The sequence below is a fragment of the Bartonella sp. AU15XJBT genome (assembly GCF_028618615.1).
GTDB lineage: Bacteria > Pseudomonadota > Alphaproteobacteria > Rhizobiales > Rhizobiaceae > Bartonella.
On sequence record NZ_JAQITG010000019.1, the window covers coordinates 13,466 to 29,926 of the forward strand.

At 36.3% G+C, this 16,461-nt stretch carries 11 protein-coding genes and 1 tRNA gene; 8 read left to right on the forward strand and 4 right to left on the reverse strand.

What is annotated here, in order from left to right; genetic code table 11:
* Positions 1-264 precede the first annotated feature (264 nt).
* Positions 265-537, reverse strand: a complete 273-nt coding sequence (locus tag PVV57_RS07680) for a hypothetical protein (protein WP_273717771.1) — start codon at positions 535-537, stop codon at positions 265-267.
* A complete protein-coding gene (locus PVV57_RS07685) occupies positions 531-2,906 on the reverse strand; it encodes a mechanosensitive ion channel domain-containing protein (RefSeq protein ID WP_273783752.1) in 2,376 nt (791 codons plus the stop codon). Before PVV57_RS07685 ends, PVV57_RS07680 begins: the two co-directional genes overlap by 7 nt.
* Positions 2,907-3,566: 660 nt before the next feature.
* Here PVV57_RS07685 and secD point away from each other — a divergent pair.
* The 3 genes from secD (at position 3,567) to PVV57_RS07700 (ending at position 8,901) form a co-directional block, all read left to right on the forward strand.
* The gene (secD, locus tag PVV57_RS07690) at positions 3,567-6,080 is read left to right on the forward strand and encodes a protein translocase subunit SecD (protein ID WP_273717773.1); all 2,514 of its coding nucleotides are present in this window, start codon (positions 3,567-3,569) and stop codon (positions 6,078-6,080) included.
* Between the two features lie 100 nt (positions 6,081-6,180).
* Positions 6,181-7,923, forward strand: coding sequence for a YbaL family putative K(+) efflux transporter (ybaL, locus tag PVV57_RS07695; protein ID WP_273783753.1), 1,743 nt, complete (start codon positions 6,181-6,183; stop codon positions 7,921-7,923).
* A 24-nt stretch (positions 7,924-7,947) separates the two neighbouring features.
* Positions 7,948-8,901: a YbhN family protein gene (locus PVV57_RS07700; protein ID WP_273717775.1), complete on the forward strand. Its 954-nt coding sequence runs from the start codon at positions 7,948-7,950 to the stop codon at positions 8,899-8,901.
* A gap of 593 nt (positions 8,902-9,494) precedes the next feature.
* Here the strand turns inward: PVV57_RS07700 and PVV57_RS07705 are convergent.
* Positions 9,495-9,570, reverse strand: a tRNA-Lys gene (locus PVV57_RS07705).
* A 432-nt stretch (positions 9,571-10,002) separates the two neighbouring features.
* Between PVV57_RS07705 and PVV57_RS07710 the strand changes: the two genes are divergently transcribed.
* The 4 genes from PVV57_RS07710 to PVV57_RS07725 all read left to right on the forward strand — a co-directional run bounded on the left by PVV57_RS07710 (position 10,003) and on the right by PVV57_RS07725 (position 13,667).
* Complete coding sequence (locus tag PVV57_RS07710) at positions 10,003-11,571, forward strand: TerC family protein (protein WP_273717777.1); 1,569 nt, start codon at positions 10,003-10,005, stop codon at positions 11,569-11,571.
* 175 nt (positions 11,572-11,746) lie between these two features.
* Positions 11,747-12,034 (forward strand): hypothetical protein, encoded by a 288-nt coding sequence (locus tag PVV57_RS07715; RefSeq protein WP_273717779.1) that lies wholly within the window; start codon positions 11,747-11,749, stop codon positions 12,032-12,034.
* A gap of 563 nt (positions 12,035-12,597) precedes the next feature.
* Entirely contained in the window at positions 12,598-13,206 is a 609-nt protein-coding gene (locus PVV57_RS07720; protein ID WP_273717781.1) for a fumarylacetoacetate hydrolase family protein, read from the forward strand.
* A gap of 62 nt (positions 13,207-13,268) precedes the next feature.
* Positions 13,269-13,667 (forward strand): LysE family translocator, encoded by a 399-nt coding sequence (locus PVV57_RS07725; RefSeq protein ID WP_273783755.1) that lies wholly within the window; start codon positions 13,269-13,271, stop codon positions 13,665-13,667.
* On the opposite strand, the gene PVV57_RS07730 is transcribed toward PVV57_RS07725, so the two are convergent.
* Positions 13,635-13,820 carry a hypothetical protein gene (locus tag PVV57_RS07730; RefSeq protein ID WP_273783756.1) on the reverse strand — a complete coding sequence of 62 codons (186 nt, stop codon included), beginning with the start codon at positions 13,818-13,820 and terminating at the stop codon, positions 13,635-13,637. The genes PVV57_RS07725 and PVV57_RS07730 overlap by 33 nt on opposite strands.
* A gap of 782 nt (positions 13,821-14,602) precedes the next feature.
* On the opposite strand from PVV57_RS07730, the gene PVV57_RS07735 reads away from it, so the two are divergent.
* Positions 14,603-16,003 carry an amino acid permease gene (locus PVV57_RS07735; RefSeq protein ID WP_273717785.1) on the forward strand — a complete coding sequence of 467 codons (1,401 nt, stop codon included), beginning with the start codon at positions 14,603-14,605 and terminating at the stop codon, positions 16,001-16,003.
* The last annotated feature ends 458 nt before the right edge of the window (positions 16,004-16,461 follow it).

The following is a 16,461-nucleotide window of genomic DNA, read 5'->3' on the forward strand; positions in this document are numbered from 1 at the left end:
TCTTTTAATGAGATAAATTTTTAAACTTTTTAAAAATGATGTAAGTATTTTTATAAAATTAATATTTATTAAAAGTATTATAAATATAACTCAATACTTCTATATCAAAAATGAATACTATAGATTCTATCTATATAAAATAACACCTATCTTACACTAAAATCATCCCTTTTTTCCTAGCATTTTTCAAAGGGTGAGATTATTAACAAGTGCAATACCTTTATCCTTCTAAAGTTTGTCTCCAAACAAAAGTCCTCAATCATTTTATTTAAAAATTGCTCTTCCCCTACTAATCTCTATATTATCGTCTGCCTTTATTACAAAACGGTCTTTATTAGGAAAAGTGATAAAGCATCCCTTCATACAAATTGTTATTGTTTGATGCATATTTAAAGAAAATTTTGAAGGTATACTTCCTTCGACAATAATGAGAGACTGTATCTTTAAATCAGTATTTTTCACTGTTGCAGCAAAGGCCGTTATGGTAGAAATATTCAACAGAGTAACTGTAATCAAAGCATAAATATATCTCAACATTCTAAAATTCCTTCCTCAGCAAAACGCTTATATAAGACAAATCGAAGAGTATTGGTTACATGAGAAGATGCAATAATATTAGGCACATAAATAGCCAAATTAAAGGAAAAGCTCTTACGATCAAATGCCGTAAAACTCACCTGTGGGATAGGATTTTTTAAAACGCCTTCTGTCGAAGAAGCAATCTCTAACAAAATTTCAACAACATGCTCTGGAGAAACCTTGGATGATACAGTCACTGGAATATCAATTCGTCCTACTTTATTACGTCGTGTCCAATTACTAACGTTATTATTAATAAGGCTTGAATTGGGAATAATAATCGTTTTACGCTGAATCGTCTCAAGTTCTGTTGCACGCACACTAATACGCTTAACAACCCCCCCTACTGATCCGGATTCTATATAGTCTCCTATTTTAAATGGTCTTCCAACTAAAATAATAAGTCCAGAGACAAAGTTTTGAACAATATTTTGTAAACCAAAACCTATACCAAGTGAAAGTCCTCCAGCAATAAGAGCAAAATTTCTAAGATCCAAACCTGCCATTGATAATCCTGTCAAAGCAGACACAACAACGCCTCCATAACTTATCACTGTTTTGATAGAATTACGGATACCAGAATCGAATTCTCCATGGGCCAACACCACATGATCTAGCCAACCAATAAATCGGCGAATAAGGAACCAACAGACACAAAAAGAAATAATTCCTGTTACAAGAGAAAACAAAGAAAGAGTCATATTTCCGATCTGAAAACCGGTCACCGATTGCCACAAAACTGCTTTCAAATCAGAATAGGAAAATCCAAACTGTACAGCAATTGGCATTGCACAAAATACAACAACAAACAAATTGAGAAAAACGCTTACCACAATTCCCAATTGATTCATCGTTTTTTCTTCTAAATGAAACCGCTGCATCAAAAAATGACCAACCGCTGTCTTCATAAATTGTCCTTTAATTCCAATTGCTTGAGAACTTTTTATGCCTAAATACATGAGAACTAAAAATGCCCCACCAATCAGAATTTGCTGCATAATAAAACGCGCGAGACCAACATAGCCTAAAAAATTCAACACAAAGAGCAATAATCCCAAGCCAATAAAAGGTATGCGTATATAAAATGGCAAAAAATATGCTTCTCTTTTCTCTCCCTGAAAAGGCCTACGACTAAACCGCAAAGGGATAAATGCTATTATAAACAGTAATATCGCGACAAGAAAAACAGCAATAAAACTTTTAGCAATTGTCAAAGATAGAGGCGCTGAAATAATTTGATAAATACTATCAAAAACAGCATCAAACGCCAAAACGCCCCCTAAAGAAGTAAGTAAAATCACCAATTGATAAGCAGAAGATGGTGCAACATTGAAAAGACGGATATGGGGCATATTCGATGATAAAAGAACAACCGCTAAGCGATTGATTAAAAATACTAAAATAATTTGACAACCGATCATATCAAAAACAGTCGTAAGCTTACCTGGATCTAAATTAAAATGACGAAACAAAAACAACACAAGATAAACGCAAAGAACACAGATAAGCGAAGGTAAGAGAACTGAAATAAAGGCAATCAATAAGCGTTGTAAATAAGATATCTCCTCGTTAGACTTGGTAAAATGGCAATACACATGGACAAGAATCTTGCGAGAAAAATATGAAAGTCCCAAAATGCTAAAAAGTGGAATCAAAAAGCAAAGAAAAAATTGTAATGGCTTGAAATAAAATATAAAATTCCACCACGAGCTCAACAGCAAAAGAAAATCTGATGAAGCCTCTTTTGTTTTCTGGACAAGATGTTTAATCATCGGGATCGAAAACTCAACCCTATCTGTCAGTGTGCGTTTAAAAAGCTCACGAGATTGAGAAATAGAAAGTTCAGCTATTCTATTTGTCGCCAAAAAAATTGCTTCAAACCGAAGCATCATACTATTAATTTTAGCCTTTTGCTCTATCAAGTAAGCGTATTCCTTCACTGAGCTTTTCAGTTTTTTTACGTCATGATGGAGCTCGGTTAATTGATCAAGAAGTGCATTAATCTCATTAAGAGGTGAACGCAAAACAAATGCTGCCTTAATAGCACGTTCACTGATATCTTGTGCACGTAAGCGCAGTTCTTCCAAAGCACGCTCATCTTCTGATTTTCTGTCAAAATCTCTTTTTAAAGTTTCAGTATTTTCTTCAAGATTCTCAATAATCAGCTGTTGTTGTTGAATAATTTCATCAACTGAATAAGAAGCTATTGTTTGTTCGACAATTGTATTTTGTGCCTCCCTATTTCCCCATGCACCAGAATTAAAAACAAAGATAATCCCCAAAAGAAGGAAAAGTATATGGGTGTTTTTTCTACAAAATGAATACATATCTACCTTATGTGCACAAAAAGGATTCTATACCACCCTTTTTTAAATATAGTACAAGGCAGATATTTTCAACTTTTGTAGAATAATCTTATAAAAGCTTTCCCTTATCCTATAATACTGATAATAAGAGAGAAGAATAATCGTAAGTTGAATTTAATAAGATTAAAGAAGGCACCTCTCGCATGCTTTTTTTGTACCCCTATTGCAAAAAAGAAAATTTGCTCCCTTTGATGACTTGGATTTTTCTATCCAGTTTGGGTGTATTTTTGACGAGTAACCTAGGAACGCTTGCTGATTTAATCAAACAATCACACACCAGTAACATCATTAGGAATATTATTACGAATAGATTTGATTTACAAAGCAAGCATGATCAATTGAATGTTACCACAACTGACACCCAAAAGCGTGTAACACTCCATGTAGAATCTATTTTTATGAGGACCTTTCAAAAAATCCTAACATTGGATTTCTTTTTAATAAAAATTCCAGCTATTGACGCACGACTTCGTAACGTCAAAATGCAATATTTCTCAAATAAACGGGCTCCTCCCAATGAACACACTTAATCCTTTTCCTTGAATTATAAAACGATCATCTTATCTTATTTGTGCTTTTAACTTTGAATCACAGTTAGATTGCCTATTAGCGGAATATATCATGCGTACACCTGGTTGGTTAACTACCCTTTATTGCTGTATCCTTTTAAGCAGCATTTATATTGCCTTACCCAATTTATTTTCACACGAACAAGTTAAAAATTCGAAATTCTTACCCGACACCCGTGTAGCCCTTGGTCTTGATCTTCAAGGAGGCTCTTCTCTCCTGCTCGAGGTTGATAGCAAAACGTTAAAACGCGATCAATTACACATCGTTTTAAGCAACGTGCGCAATACATTGCGCGAAAAACAAATCCGTACCTCAAGTGTACGTATCGTTGAAGATAGCGTTGTTGCCCTTATTTCTGATCCATCACAAACTGAAAAAGCACTCTCTGCTTTAAAAACATTAATAACCCCCATACGCAGTAGCTTTGGCACGACAGAACATAATATCATGATCAGTGCTCAAAATGAAACTCTTCGCGTTACATTAACGGAAGCTGGTATAAAAGACCGTGTAAGCAACGCTATTGAACAAAGCTTAGAAATCATCCGTCGCCGTATCGATCAAGTTGGTGTTTCAGAACCAGCGATCCAAAAGGTTGGAAATGATCGTATTATGGTCCAATTGCCTGGCTTACAAGATCCAAAACAACTGCGAGATCTTTTAGGCACGACCGCTAAGATGAGTTTTCATCTTGTTCCTTCTAATGTGGACCCCAATAATCCCCCTATAGGTGTTTCTATCCTTCCTGGATATACGGATGAAACACAACATTATGCGATTTATGATCAAATTGCCTTAGATGGAAATGTCCTTAAAGACGCCCGCGCTGGTTTCGACCCGCAAATGCCAGGACGTTCTATTATTTCATTTACACTAGATTCCGCTGGTGCAAAAATATTTGCCGATATAACACGACAAAATATTAACCGTCCTTTTGCTATTGTTCTGGATAATAAGGTTTTAACCGCTCCTACCATCAATAGTGTTATTCCCAATGGACAAGGTCAAATTACAGGAAACTTTGACCCAAAAGAAGCCTCAACTCTGGCTGCTCTGCTTCGCGCTGGTTCCCTCCCCGCCCCACTCACGGTCATTGAAGAGAGAACGGTAGGACCAAATCTTGGTGCTGATGCCATTCAAATGGGACTTTATACCGGCATAATCGGTTTTATGCTTGTTGCAATTTTTATTTTTCTTCTCTACCGGATTTGGGGGCTCATTGCCAATATAGCACTAGCGCTCCACACGATTTTAACATTTGCAGCCCTCAGTCTCCTCGGTGCAACGCTAACCCTGCCTGGTATTGCTGGTATTATCTTAGGTATCGGGATTGCCGTTGATGCGAATATTCTCATCAATGAACGTATCCGTGAAGAAAGTCGAAAAGGTGTGAGTGCTTTTGCTGCCCTAGATCGTGGATTTAAACAGGCTTTTGCAACCATTGTTGATGCAAATGTTACGGCAATTATAGCGACTGTTTTACTATTTTGGTTTGGCACCGGTCCGGTTCGTGGTTTTGCCGTCACAATGTTGCTTGGTATTATCATCTCTATGTTCACCAATATCACCATTGTACGCATCATCATGATTTGGATTGTTCGTAAATGGAAAATAAAAAAATTGCATATTCATTCTGCTTTCAACATTATCCCTCAAAATACAACTTTCCACTTTATGAAAGCGCGATTCATTGGTATTGGCATCTCAATTATTTTATCCATAGCTTCAGTTTTTCTCTTTTTTAAGCCTGGCTTGAATTTCGGAATTGATTTTATTGGCGGCAGCCAAATGAGTATTACTACGAAAGTACCAGCAAACCTAGCAACCCTGCGTTCCAAGCTTTCTACCCTTAATATTGGTGAAATTACCCTGCAAAATATCGATAAAGAAAACACCATACTCATTCGCATACAGAAACAAAGTGGGAGCGAAGCACAACAAACCATAGCCATTGATAAAGTCAAAACAGCTGTACAAAATATCTATCCCGATACCACATTTGATCAAATAGAAGTTGTTGGCCCCAAAATTTCAGGCGAACTTGCCACAGCTGCGTTTACGGCTGTTATTCTCGCGGCAATTGCCATGACTCTCTATATATGGTTACGCTTTGAGTGGTTCTTTGCTATTGGAGCCATTGTCACACTCATTCTAGACACCACAAAAATGATTGGCTTTTTTGCTTTATTTCAATTTGATTTTAATTTAACAGCCATCGCTGCACTCTTAACAATTGTTGGATATTCTATAAATGATAAGGTTGTGGTCTATGATAGAATGCGCGAAAATATGCGTCTTTATAAAAAAATGCCATTGCGCGAACTAATTGATCTATCAATTAATCAGGTTCTTGTCCGTTGCTTTTTTACATCAGCCACAACAATTCTTGCTATGCTCCCCATGGCGATATGGGGTGGAAGTGCCGTTCATAATTTTGCATTGCCCATGGTCTTTGGGATTATTATTGCAACATCATCCTCTATCTTTATTGCCGCTCCTATTTTACTCCTGCTAGGAAATTGGTGGCGTGAACGAAATAGTCGTGTAAATACTAAAGCGAAATGAAAATGTTCTTTAATGCATATGATACATCATTCCTCCCGTCTCAAAGAAATAAGAGGCATCTTCATTCCTTCGCTTTTTAATCAAGAATAGAAAATAATCCATGCTCCACGACACACCACTTATTACAACCATTGTTGCCGGTTTATGTTTAGCATTTCTCTTAGGAATGATTGCTAGCCGTTTGCGAATTTCACCCCTTGTGGGCTACTTGTTAGCTGGTGTCATCGTGGGGCCCAATACAGGCGGATTTAAAATAGATTCCGTTATTATCAATCAACTTGCTGAAATTGGTATTATTTTGCTCATGTTTGGTGTTGGGCTACACTTTTCCTTAAAAGATCTTTTATCTGTCAAAGCGATTGCTGTTCCTGCTGCTATTGCACAGATGGCATTTTCTACTCTTCTAGGCTTATGCCTTGGTCTGATTATGGGATGGGGCCTTAGCGGGAGTTTGATCTTCGGTCTTGCTTTATCCATAGCAAGTACTGTTATCCTGTTACGTGCCTTGCAAGAGCGTCATCTTATTGAAACAGAAAAAGGGCGCATTGCCGTTGGATGGTTGATTATTGAGGATTTAGCAATGGTCCTTATCCTTGTTCTCATCCCATCCTTGGCAAGCACCCTTAACAGTACCAATAAAGAAACATTGGATCCTCTCGTTCAATGGTTGGATTTAAGTATTTGGGGCGTTTTTGGTCTCACCATCTTGAAAGTAATTATATTTATCGCACTAATGCTTGTCATTGGGCGACGCGTTATCCCATGGCTCTTAAAAATGAGCGCACAATCGGGATCACGTGAATTATTCCGTCTTAGCGTCTTTGCTATTGCCCTAGGCGTAGCTTTCGGAGCTGCTCATTTATTTGGTGTTTCTCTTTCTCTTGGTGCTTTTTTTGCCGGTATGGTCATGAGCGAATCAGAGTTAAGTCACCGTGCTGCTGAAGAATCCTTACCACTGCGCGATGCTTTTTCTGTTCTCTTTTTTGTTTCTGTCGGCATGTTATTTGATCCAGAAAAACTTTTGACTCATTTTTTTCCTCTCTTAGCAACCTTATTCATTATCGTCATTGGAAAATCTGCTGTTGCTTTTTTCATCGTTAAAGCTTTTCGCTATTCTAATGCAACAGCTTTGACAATTGCTGCAAGCCTTGCCCAAATCGGAGAATTTTCCTTTATCCTTGCTGGTTTAAGTCTAAGCTTAGGACTTTTAAACAATGACGCTCATGATTTAATTCTTGGAGGAGCAATTTTTTCTATTTTGCTCAATCCTCTTGTTTTCATTGCCTGTAATAAAATTAAAAAACGTCTAGAAAAATTTTCTGTCTCTTCACAAAATACCCAAACAATTATTGACATTAATCCACAAGATCCTGACCAAGATTTTTTACCAATGACCTTAAAAAACAACCATATCGTCATTATTGGCTATAGTCGTATTGGTAAGTGTGTTGCATTATCTTTAAGAAATAGAGATAAACCTATAATAATTGTGGAAGAATCAAAACGCCTCGCTGATAAAGCAATTTCAGATGGCTTTGAGGCTATTTGCGGCAATATCATTCAACAAGAAATCATGAACGCAGCCAATATAAATAATGCACATAAAGTTGTTATTACAATGCGAAGTACCATTGAAGTAGGAGAATGTATCGTGAATATACGTGATATGAAGAAGGATATCCAGATAATCACACATGCATTATCCGACACAGAAACAGCTTATCTCATTGATTTAGGTGCTGATGTTGTAGTAACGGATGATGAAGAAATTGCCAATGGCATTATAGAGCATATCGCAGAGCAAAGGTCTGTAAAGAATATGCATAATCATGAAAATTTATAGAAAACATAAAATGGATAAAGAAGCGTGAAAATAAAGCAATTTATATGGCCCTTAATTGGTATCTTAGCAATGCTGATATCTATTCGGATTCTTTATATAAAGCTCTCTGCCATTTCGTTTGGTGACGTATTGGAACGTTTGAGCAATTTAAATGCACAACACTGGTTATTAGCCTGTTTATGTTCTCTCCTTGCTTATGCTGCTCTTGCTGGATATGATCGCATTGCCTTGCAACATCTAGGCCATAAAATTTCTTGGATTTTTATCGCTATCTGTTCATTTACAACTTACGCTCTTTCACACAATATCGGTGCTTCAGTTTTTTCTGGTGCCGTCGTGCGTTATCGCGCCTATAAAATGAAAGGATTAAACGGAACAGAAATCGCCATATTAGTGGGTTTTTGCTCTTTTACTTTTGTCATCGGCACAATCTTACTGTTGGGGATCGTTTTGGTTCTGCAACCCGAAATTATCACCCTCATTCATGAAGAGCTTCCTGAATGGCTTGGAACAACAGTTGGAGCAATTTTACTCAGTTGCGTAGCACTTTATACGTTTGGTAGTTGGCTTCAATTGAAACCCTTACGCTTGGGCAAGAAAATTCAACTTTCCTATCCACGACTAAAAATTGTCATTCAACAGCTCCTCATTAGCCCCCTAGAACTTTTAGGAGCAGCAGGAATTATCTATGCTGTTCTCCCCTACAATGCAGATATTCATTTTATTTCCGTTCTTGGTGTTTTTCTAGCATCTTTTACAATAACGCTTCTCTCCAATGCTCCAGCAGGAGGAGTAGGTGTTCTTGAAGCGCTCTTCATAACCGGTATGCCCGATGTAAATCCAACCGATGTTATCGCAGCACTTATTGTCTTTAGAATACTTTATTTGATCATACCACTCATCATTTCATTATTTGTGGTCGCCATTTTTGAAGCGCAACAATATTGGAAAAGAGCCCCCAAAACACCACCTAAATAAATATAAAGGCTATCAATGGCTTCTTTTTTGTATACGTATAAGTTATATTTATGCTGAAGTTCAATTGCATATATGCAATTAATAAAACTATCATTTGTATTTATCTTTTTTACCTTTATGCTTGAAATACCCCCTTTATAAATAGCTTACTCTAAGTAGAAACAGAGTAATATTTGTCTATTTTACTTCAAAATAACGCCCATAAACTTGAAAGCAACTATCCGTGTAGAAAATAATCGTTTCTATAACATACAATATATTGATTTATAAATAATAATTTATCGTTATTCAACTGGAATTAAAGCATTGAATACCGTAAGATTCTCTCATTTCAAATCTCTCCCACGTTGAATCAATCAGAACCATTCGCTTGCACGTTATAAGCGGGAAGAGCCATATGGAGTGGAACTGTATAAGAAAGGACTAAAAATGCCTCTTATGAAGAATCTCAAGTGCCAAGAGCTTGTCGGGATAACATTGGAGGTTCGCAAAGTGTGTGGTGGCGTAAGCTTGCTCCCCCCCCCAATTTCATTTAGCCTCTTATATCTTAAAAAATTTTACGCAATCAATAAATTATTTATGTACAAAATAAATGGTGGGTGATGAGGGGATCGAACCCACGACCCGCTGATTAAGAGTCAGCTGCTCTACCGACTGAGCTAATCACCCATAAGCTTCCCAAAAGATGAGAATGAGCGTTTCTATAACGCTCCTAAGGATAGATGTCTAGATATTTTGTTGTTTTTTATATAACCTCATTGTCTGTAGGGTTTAAAATATGATATTCACCACTTGATCTTATATAAAAATAAACCCATTATAAGGTTCTATAAATACATGTTCTGGTTGTTATACAGAATCTATCGTTGGAGGATTATCGAGCATAATGCCCGAGCAAAATTTAGAAGAGCCTTCTTGTCGTTTTTATCGGAATGGGGCATCGTTTTGTTTTATCAATAATCATATGCGTTTAAGCAATATTTTTCTGTTTTTCCCTTTGAATGTAAGTTTTTTACATTCAATATTCATGATCCAATATACGAATAAAAGCCCATGATTTTTTTGTCGATCGCGCGCTTTTAAGCTTTTAAAAGGTGAGAAATGATGGAATGGATCACTGATCCCCATGCATGGTTTGGTTTGGTCACGTTGGTTTTTCTCGAAATTGTTTTAGGAATAGATAACCTTATTTTTATTGCAATTTTAGCTGAAAAATTACCCCTGCATTTGCGTGACCGTGCACGCTTGATAGGTCTTACTTTAGCATTAATCATGCGGCTTTTCCTTCTTACAGTTATTGGATGGGTTATGAGACTTGATACGGTCATTCTTTCACTTTCTTCTTTTGTCTTTAGTTGGCATAGCTTTATTTTAATTGGTGGTGGAGCCTTTTTGCTGGCAAAAGGAACATTAGAATTGCATGAAAGGTTAGAAGGGGTATCGCATGAAAGAAAAACAGGCGTTGCTTATGCTGTTTTTTGGCAAGTAATTGTTCAAGTTGTGGTACTAGATGCTGTTTTTTCACTCGATAGTATTATTACCGCAACCGGTATGATTGCAAAAGAGCAGGCAGCAGTTATGTATCTCGCAGTCATTACTGCTATGGGAGTAATGATGTGTGGCTCTGGCTCTCTTATGCGTTTTATTAATCGTCATCCCACCATTGTGATCCTTTGTCTTGGTTTTTTGATGATGATTGGTTTTACACTCATTGTTGAAGGGTTTGGTTTTCATATTCCAAAAGGATATTTGTATGCTGCTATTGGTTTTTCTGTTCTCATTGAAGCGTTTAATCAAATTGGACGTCGTAACCGAGAAAAGATGATTACAACGAATGATCTACGCAGTAAAACAGCTGATGCTGTTTTAAGACTCTTAGGAGGGGGAAGTAAAGATAATCATCTTGCTGAAACTGTAGATGTCATTGCTGAACAAGCCGCAGCTTCTGAATTGTTTAGACCAGAAGAAAAGGAGATGATTCGTGGTGTTCTCGATTTAGCTGATCGTCCTGTTCGCTCTATTATGTCGCCGCGCAATGAGATTGAGTGGTTAGATTTAAATGCTGATGAAAATGAAATGCGTGAAGAATTACAAAAGGTTAAACATAGCCGCTTAATTCTTGCGCGTGAAAAAGTGGATGAATTTGTTGGCGTTGCATTGACAAAAGATCTTCTTTTAAACTTGGCAGAGGGTAAAAAGATTAATTGGAAAAAAGCTATGCGAGAACCCCTTGTTGTTCATGAAAACACAAGTGTTTTACGATTGATGGAGCAATTACGTCATTCTTCGATTCAGCTTGCAATTATTGTTGATGAGCACGGATCTTTTGAAGGGATTGCAACACCAACCGATATTCTTGAAGCTATTGCAGGAGACTTTCCTGATGACGATGAAGAGCTCATGATTGCAGAACAACTTGAAAATGGCAGTCTTCTTGTAGAGGGATATGCTGATATCCGCCGTTTAAGTGGTTATCTTGGACGAAATCTTGTTGATGAGGCAGACCGTTATACGACTCTGGCAGGCTTTATGCTTTGGCAGTTTGGTCATTTGCCGAATGAGGGGGAAAGTTTTGAAACAGACGGTTTACGCTTTAAAGTGATTGAAATGGAACGCCGAAACATATCTAAAATCCTTATTTCTCCACTTGTGTTACCAGAAAAAAGCTAATTCTTTTGATTCATCAGGTGAGTAAAAAGATTTTTCTTAATGATTATCTATTATAGAGAAAAACTACGATGAACTATAATCGATAGAATAACTGAAATAAGTGAATTTGAAAAACCGCTGACTGACTTAGGCGCTTAATTTTATTTCTTCAACTTTTTACATGAAGACAACATTCATGATGAAATTCTGGAAAATTGATGTCTTATTGATCTGGCATGCAAAAATAACAGAGAAAACAACCAAGGAATTGCATAAATGTAAAAAAATAGCAGGACGATTTGGTATCCGTTTTGAGCAATTAGATTACGAAGAGCTAAGAAAGCACGGTGTTGAATTTGCTAACAACCCTTCTTATTGTATAGATGAAGTAGCTGATACTGCATTAACAATGATTTTGGAAGGATGCTGGCAAGTATCCAGACATAATGATTTAGCAAAAAATATGGCAAGAAAACAATCTTAAAATATTACGTCCAAAGCATAAAACCATCGAGTTGGCTGAGTTCGGGAAAATAGGAAAAGCAACGCTAGAGCGTTAAGTCCTTCTGGATTCAAAATTCTTGTCTATGACCCATACATTGATCACTCAATCACTCAACTTCAAAACTTTTAAAAGATAGGAATGCACGTCTAGGATAATCTGATATGGTATCACTCCACTGCCCTCTTACCAACAAAACATATGGGAATGATTAATTCAGAATTCCTCAAAAAAGTAAGAAAAAAGCTATCTTAGTGAACGCCACAAAGGATAAAATCCTCAGCGATTTTTATTGCTTAGAAAGCATCTAAGCGAAAATCCTAAGTTACACGCATTCCCTGATATTCTCCCCATAGAACCACCCAATAGCCACCCTCTCATTAAAGCTTGGAGAGACAATGCTGTCTGTTTATCATCAAAATTGGTTATTAATCCACATAATGCATATTTTTTTACAAAGCTCACATATCGATATGAGAAAAAACATTGTTTCCCTAGTGATACCTTTTCTATATAAAAGGAAAAGAAAAACTTGGAGTTTTCCTATGATTAATAATATTTACTGTGTCGGACTCAATTATGTTGAACATGTTCATGAAATGGGGAATGTTGTTGAAGATGAACCTGTTATATTTAGCAAGCCAAATAGTTCACTTGTGTTAGGAAACCAAATTGATCTTCCTGATTTTTCCAAAGAAATCCATTTTGAAACTGAAATTGTGCTCAGAATCTCAAAGGACATTTTTATGGTCAATGAGAGTAAAGCTAAAGAATGTTATGATGCCGTAGCAATAGGTCTTGATCTAACCGCAAGAGATTTGCAAAAAAAATTAAAAGAAAAAAAACTTCCTTGGCTTTTATCTAAAGGTTTTAAAGGAGCCGCATACGTCTCTGACTTCATAAACAAAGAAAAAATGAATGCCCCAATAACCTTTACAATGAAGTTGAATAGCGAGATAAGGCAAGTTGGCAATACGAAAAATATGATCTTTAGCTTTGAGAAAATAATATCATTTTTAAGTCACTACATTCAGCTAAGGCGTGGTGATATCATATACACCGGCACTCCACAGGGCGTAGGAAAACTCTCTAAATTTGACAGAATAGAACTCTATCTTGAAGATCAATTAATCTCAGAGCTAAAAGTAAAATGAGTCATCAAATACTGACCTTTTTCATTGTTTCATTTTTTTTAGTCATCTCACCGGGACCAAACATGGCCCTTATCATCGATAATGCAACGAGATTGGGGAAAAAGAACGCATTTACGAACGTCTTAGGGTTGTGTACAGCAACATATGCGCATGGAGCATTTTCCATATTAGGTGTATCAGCACTCATTCTCAACAACAAAACGCTCTTCCTTTTAGTAAAACTCATGGGAGGCTGCTATTTATTATATATGGGCTTTAAATCGATTAAATCTGGAATACACAGCTTAAATTCAAAAGAAAAAATATCAACGAATGAAAAAAGCATTGTCGGTAAAACAAAGCTCTTCACCAGCTATATGGATGATTTTTTAACACAAATACTAAATCCCAAAGTATCAATATTTTACATAGCAGCCTTTCCAAAATTCTTAGCTTCTGGCAGTAGCATAAAAAGGCTTTGAACTTGTAACAATACATTCCTTCAATATCTTTGCATGGTTTACTTTAATGACCATTTTTATATCATTTGCAAGCGCCACTCTAAAAAAGAAAAAAATAAAAGGATGTATTAATATAGCAACAGGAACAGTTTTATCGCTATTTTCTTTTTTCATTTTCTTTGGATAACATTTCCTCTTTTGATAAGAGGTCGTAAAGCTAACAGAGTAATCTTTTCATGACGCTGCCTCTCACTTCTGAAGAGTCTAACCTCTCACAAAGCTGAGACAATCCCCAATTCTTTCTTATTTTCTCTGTAAAACTGAATAACGTTGCTTTTTTATTGTAGTCTCAAGAACTTTTGTGTAAACAATAGAATTTATCGCAACGTTTTATCAATATCTAAATGAAGTTCTTATTCACCACTTTAGAAGAAAAAAGCTAAAGCGTCCCTCTTTTCCTTTGTGAAAAAGGCCCTCTTTTTTACTTATGATAGCATCATAAAAACAAATAAAATGATTTTAGAAATCATTTAAATTTTTTATCATTAAAGAATTTTCCCTACACTTAAGATGCCAACTCTCTAATGCTACTTGAGCAAAAAATTAAAACTCTCTCTATTATGAATAACAACATATTGATTATAAACGATAAATTTCATAAAGTTATAAAAACACCTAACAACTTTCTGAAATAATTTTAAAGGGCGCTCTATCAAAACCTCTTCATGAGCTATTTATTTGTTATTCATAACAAATAAACTCCCTATGCAAATATCTGTTATGCTATTTAAGAGGAATATATTCTCTTTTTTCAAAACCATGTTCTTGTCGTTATCCACACAAAACCATAAAAAATGTTTTTTTCCTTTACACCTCATTTATATCATGCTTCGATACGAATAATATCTCTTTGAGTGTAATTTAATCTCAAAATAATTAAAGGGAACCCCCAAAAAATGAACTGTAAACAAAATTTAAAAGATGATCCTCAGAAAAAACTACAACGTGGTCTAGATAACCGTCACGTACAACTTATAGCCCTCGGTGGGGCTATTGGAACAGGGCTCTTCATGGGATCAGGAAAAACGATTAGTGTAGCCGGCCCTTCCATCATACTCGTTTATGCTGTTATTGGATGTGCCCTATACTTTGTCATGCGTGCAATGGGTGAATTATTGCTTTCTAATTCCCAATATCGATCTCTTATTGATTTTTCAACCGATATGCTAGGGCCAGGAATTGCTTTTTTTGTTGGCTGGAACTATTGGTTAAGCTGGGTTGTGACTGGAGCTGCAGATATTATTGCAATCATTAACTATATGCATTTCTGGTGGCCAACACTTAATCCATGGATTGTTGTTTTTGCTTGCATTGGTTTCTTTTTAATCCTTAATCTCCTTGCCGTAAAATTTTTTGGTGAACTTGAATTCTGGTTTGGTCTTATCAAAGTCGTAGCAATTTTAGCATTAGTTATTGTTGGATTTTATATGATCACTACAGGCTTTACCTCTCCAAATGGTACTGTCGCTTCTCTCAGTCACGTATGGAATGGTGGAGATATATTTCCCCGAGGAATTACAGGTTTTTTTGCCGGATTTCAAATTGCCATTTTTTCTTTTGTTGGGATTGAAATTGCTGGAACAACAGCAGCTGAAGTCAAAGAACCTAAAAAAGTTCTCCCTAAAGCAATTAATGCAATACCGGTGCGTATTGTACTCTTTTACATCTTTTCTCTTGCTGTGATTATGTCAGTTACACCTTGGGATCAAATAGTTCCAGATAAAAGCCCCTTTGTCTCCATGTTTTGGCTTGCTGGCATTCCAATAGCTGCTGGTTTGGTCAATTTTGTTGTTCTCACTTCAGCGGCCTCTTCAGCAAATAGTGGTATTTTTTCCACCAGCCGTATGATATACGGTCTTGCAACACAAAAAGGCGCTCCTCCAATTTTAGGGAAGCTTTCCAAATACCATGTTCCAGCCAATGCTCTGTTCTTTTCCTGCCTATGTATTTTAGTAGGATATACAATTGCATCATCATCTCCAAGCATCATAAGTGCTTTTACAATTGTGACAAGTATTTCAGCTATTGCATTTTTATTCGTATGGTCCGTCATTTTGATTAGCTATATTGTGTATCGTCGCAATCACCCTCATCTACATGCTGAATCCGTCTACAAAATGCCGGGAGGTGTCATTATGTGCGGGATTGTGTTAGTGTTTTTTGCTTTCATGCTCTATTTGTTAACATTAGAACACGATACCCTAATAGCTTTAAAATACAGTATCTTTTGGTTTATCTTCTTAGGCATAATGTATTTTATGTTTATAAGAAAAAAAATTGCTCCAAAGAACAAATAAAATCTATACAAAACAGCTCAAAAAAGGGTAACTAAAGTGTTACCCTTTTTCTTCTTAATCTTCTCCCCACACTTCAAAAGAAGAGGATTCCTCCCAGCACCGGTTTGTAGAAAAATCTGACGTGTTAAGGGAGATGCTGCTAACCACTTATATGGTTCACCTACATAAGGCTCTATGGGCTCCTGCCCTGAATACTTCACCTAGCACTCATTCTAAAAATACCTAATGTATAATAGATTTTCCCCTATTACTGCTCTAAACAACGGTGTTGTACAGTATAATAGGATAAGACACGAGTTATTCTGTAAAGAATTTTCTATAAAGTTCACTTACATTGTTTACTCATAAAATATTTAGACTTTGCCTCCCCCCCCCCCCAATTTTTATGCAACTTTTTTTTCAAGATTAAAAATACATCTCTCAACGAAATAGATCCTAACAGTCATCTACAACAACAA

Coding starts and splice junctions, on each gene's coding strand:
- PVV57_RS07680 (WP_273717771.1), bottom strand. CDS start 537: ATGTTGAGATATATTTATGCTTTGATTACAGTTACTCTGTTGAATATT.
- PVV57_RS07685 (WP_273783752.1), bottom strand. CDS start 2,906: ATGTATTCATTTTGTAGAAAAAACACCCATATACTTTTCCTTCTTTTG.
- secD (WP_273717773.1), top strand. CDS start 3,567: ATGCGTACACCTGGTTGGTTAACTACCCTTTATTGCTGTATCCTTTTA.
- ybaL (WP_273783753.1), top strand. CDS start 6,181: ATGCTCCACGACACACCACTTATTACAACCATTGTTGCCGGTTTATGT.
- PVV57_RS07710 (WP_273717777.1), top strand. CDS start 10,003: ATGATGGAATGGATCACTGATCCCCATGCATGGTTTGGTTTGGTCACG.
- PVV57_RS07715 (WP_273717779.1), top strand. CDS start 11,747: ATGATGAAATTCTGGAAAATTGATGTCTTATTGATCTGGCATGCAAAA.
- PVV57_RS07720 (WP_273717781.1), top strand. CDS start 12,598: ATGATTAATAATATTTACTGTGTCGGACTCAATTATGTTGAACATGTT.
- PVV57_RS07725 (WP_273783755.1), top strand. CDS start 13,269: ATGGCCCTTATCATCGATAATGCAACGAGATTGGGGAAAAAGAACGCA.
- PVV57_RS07730 (WP_273783756.1), bottom strand. CDS start 13,820: ATGAAAAAAGAAAATAGCGATAAAACTGTTCCTGTTGCTATATTAATA.
- PVV57_RS07735 (WP_273717785.1), top strand. CDS start 14,603: ATGAACTGTAAACAAAATTTAAAAGATGATCCTCAGAAAAAACTACAA.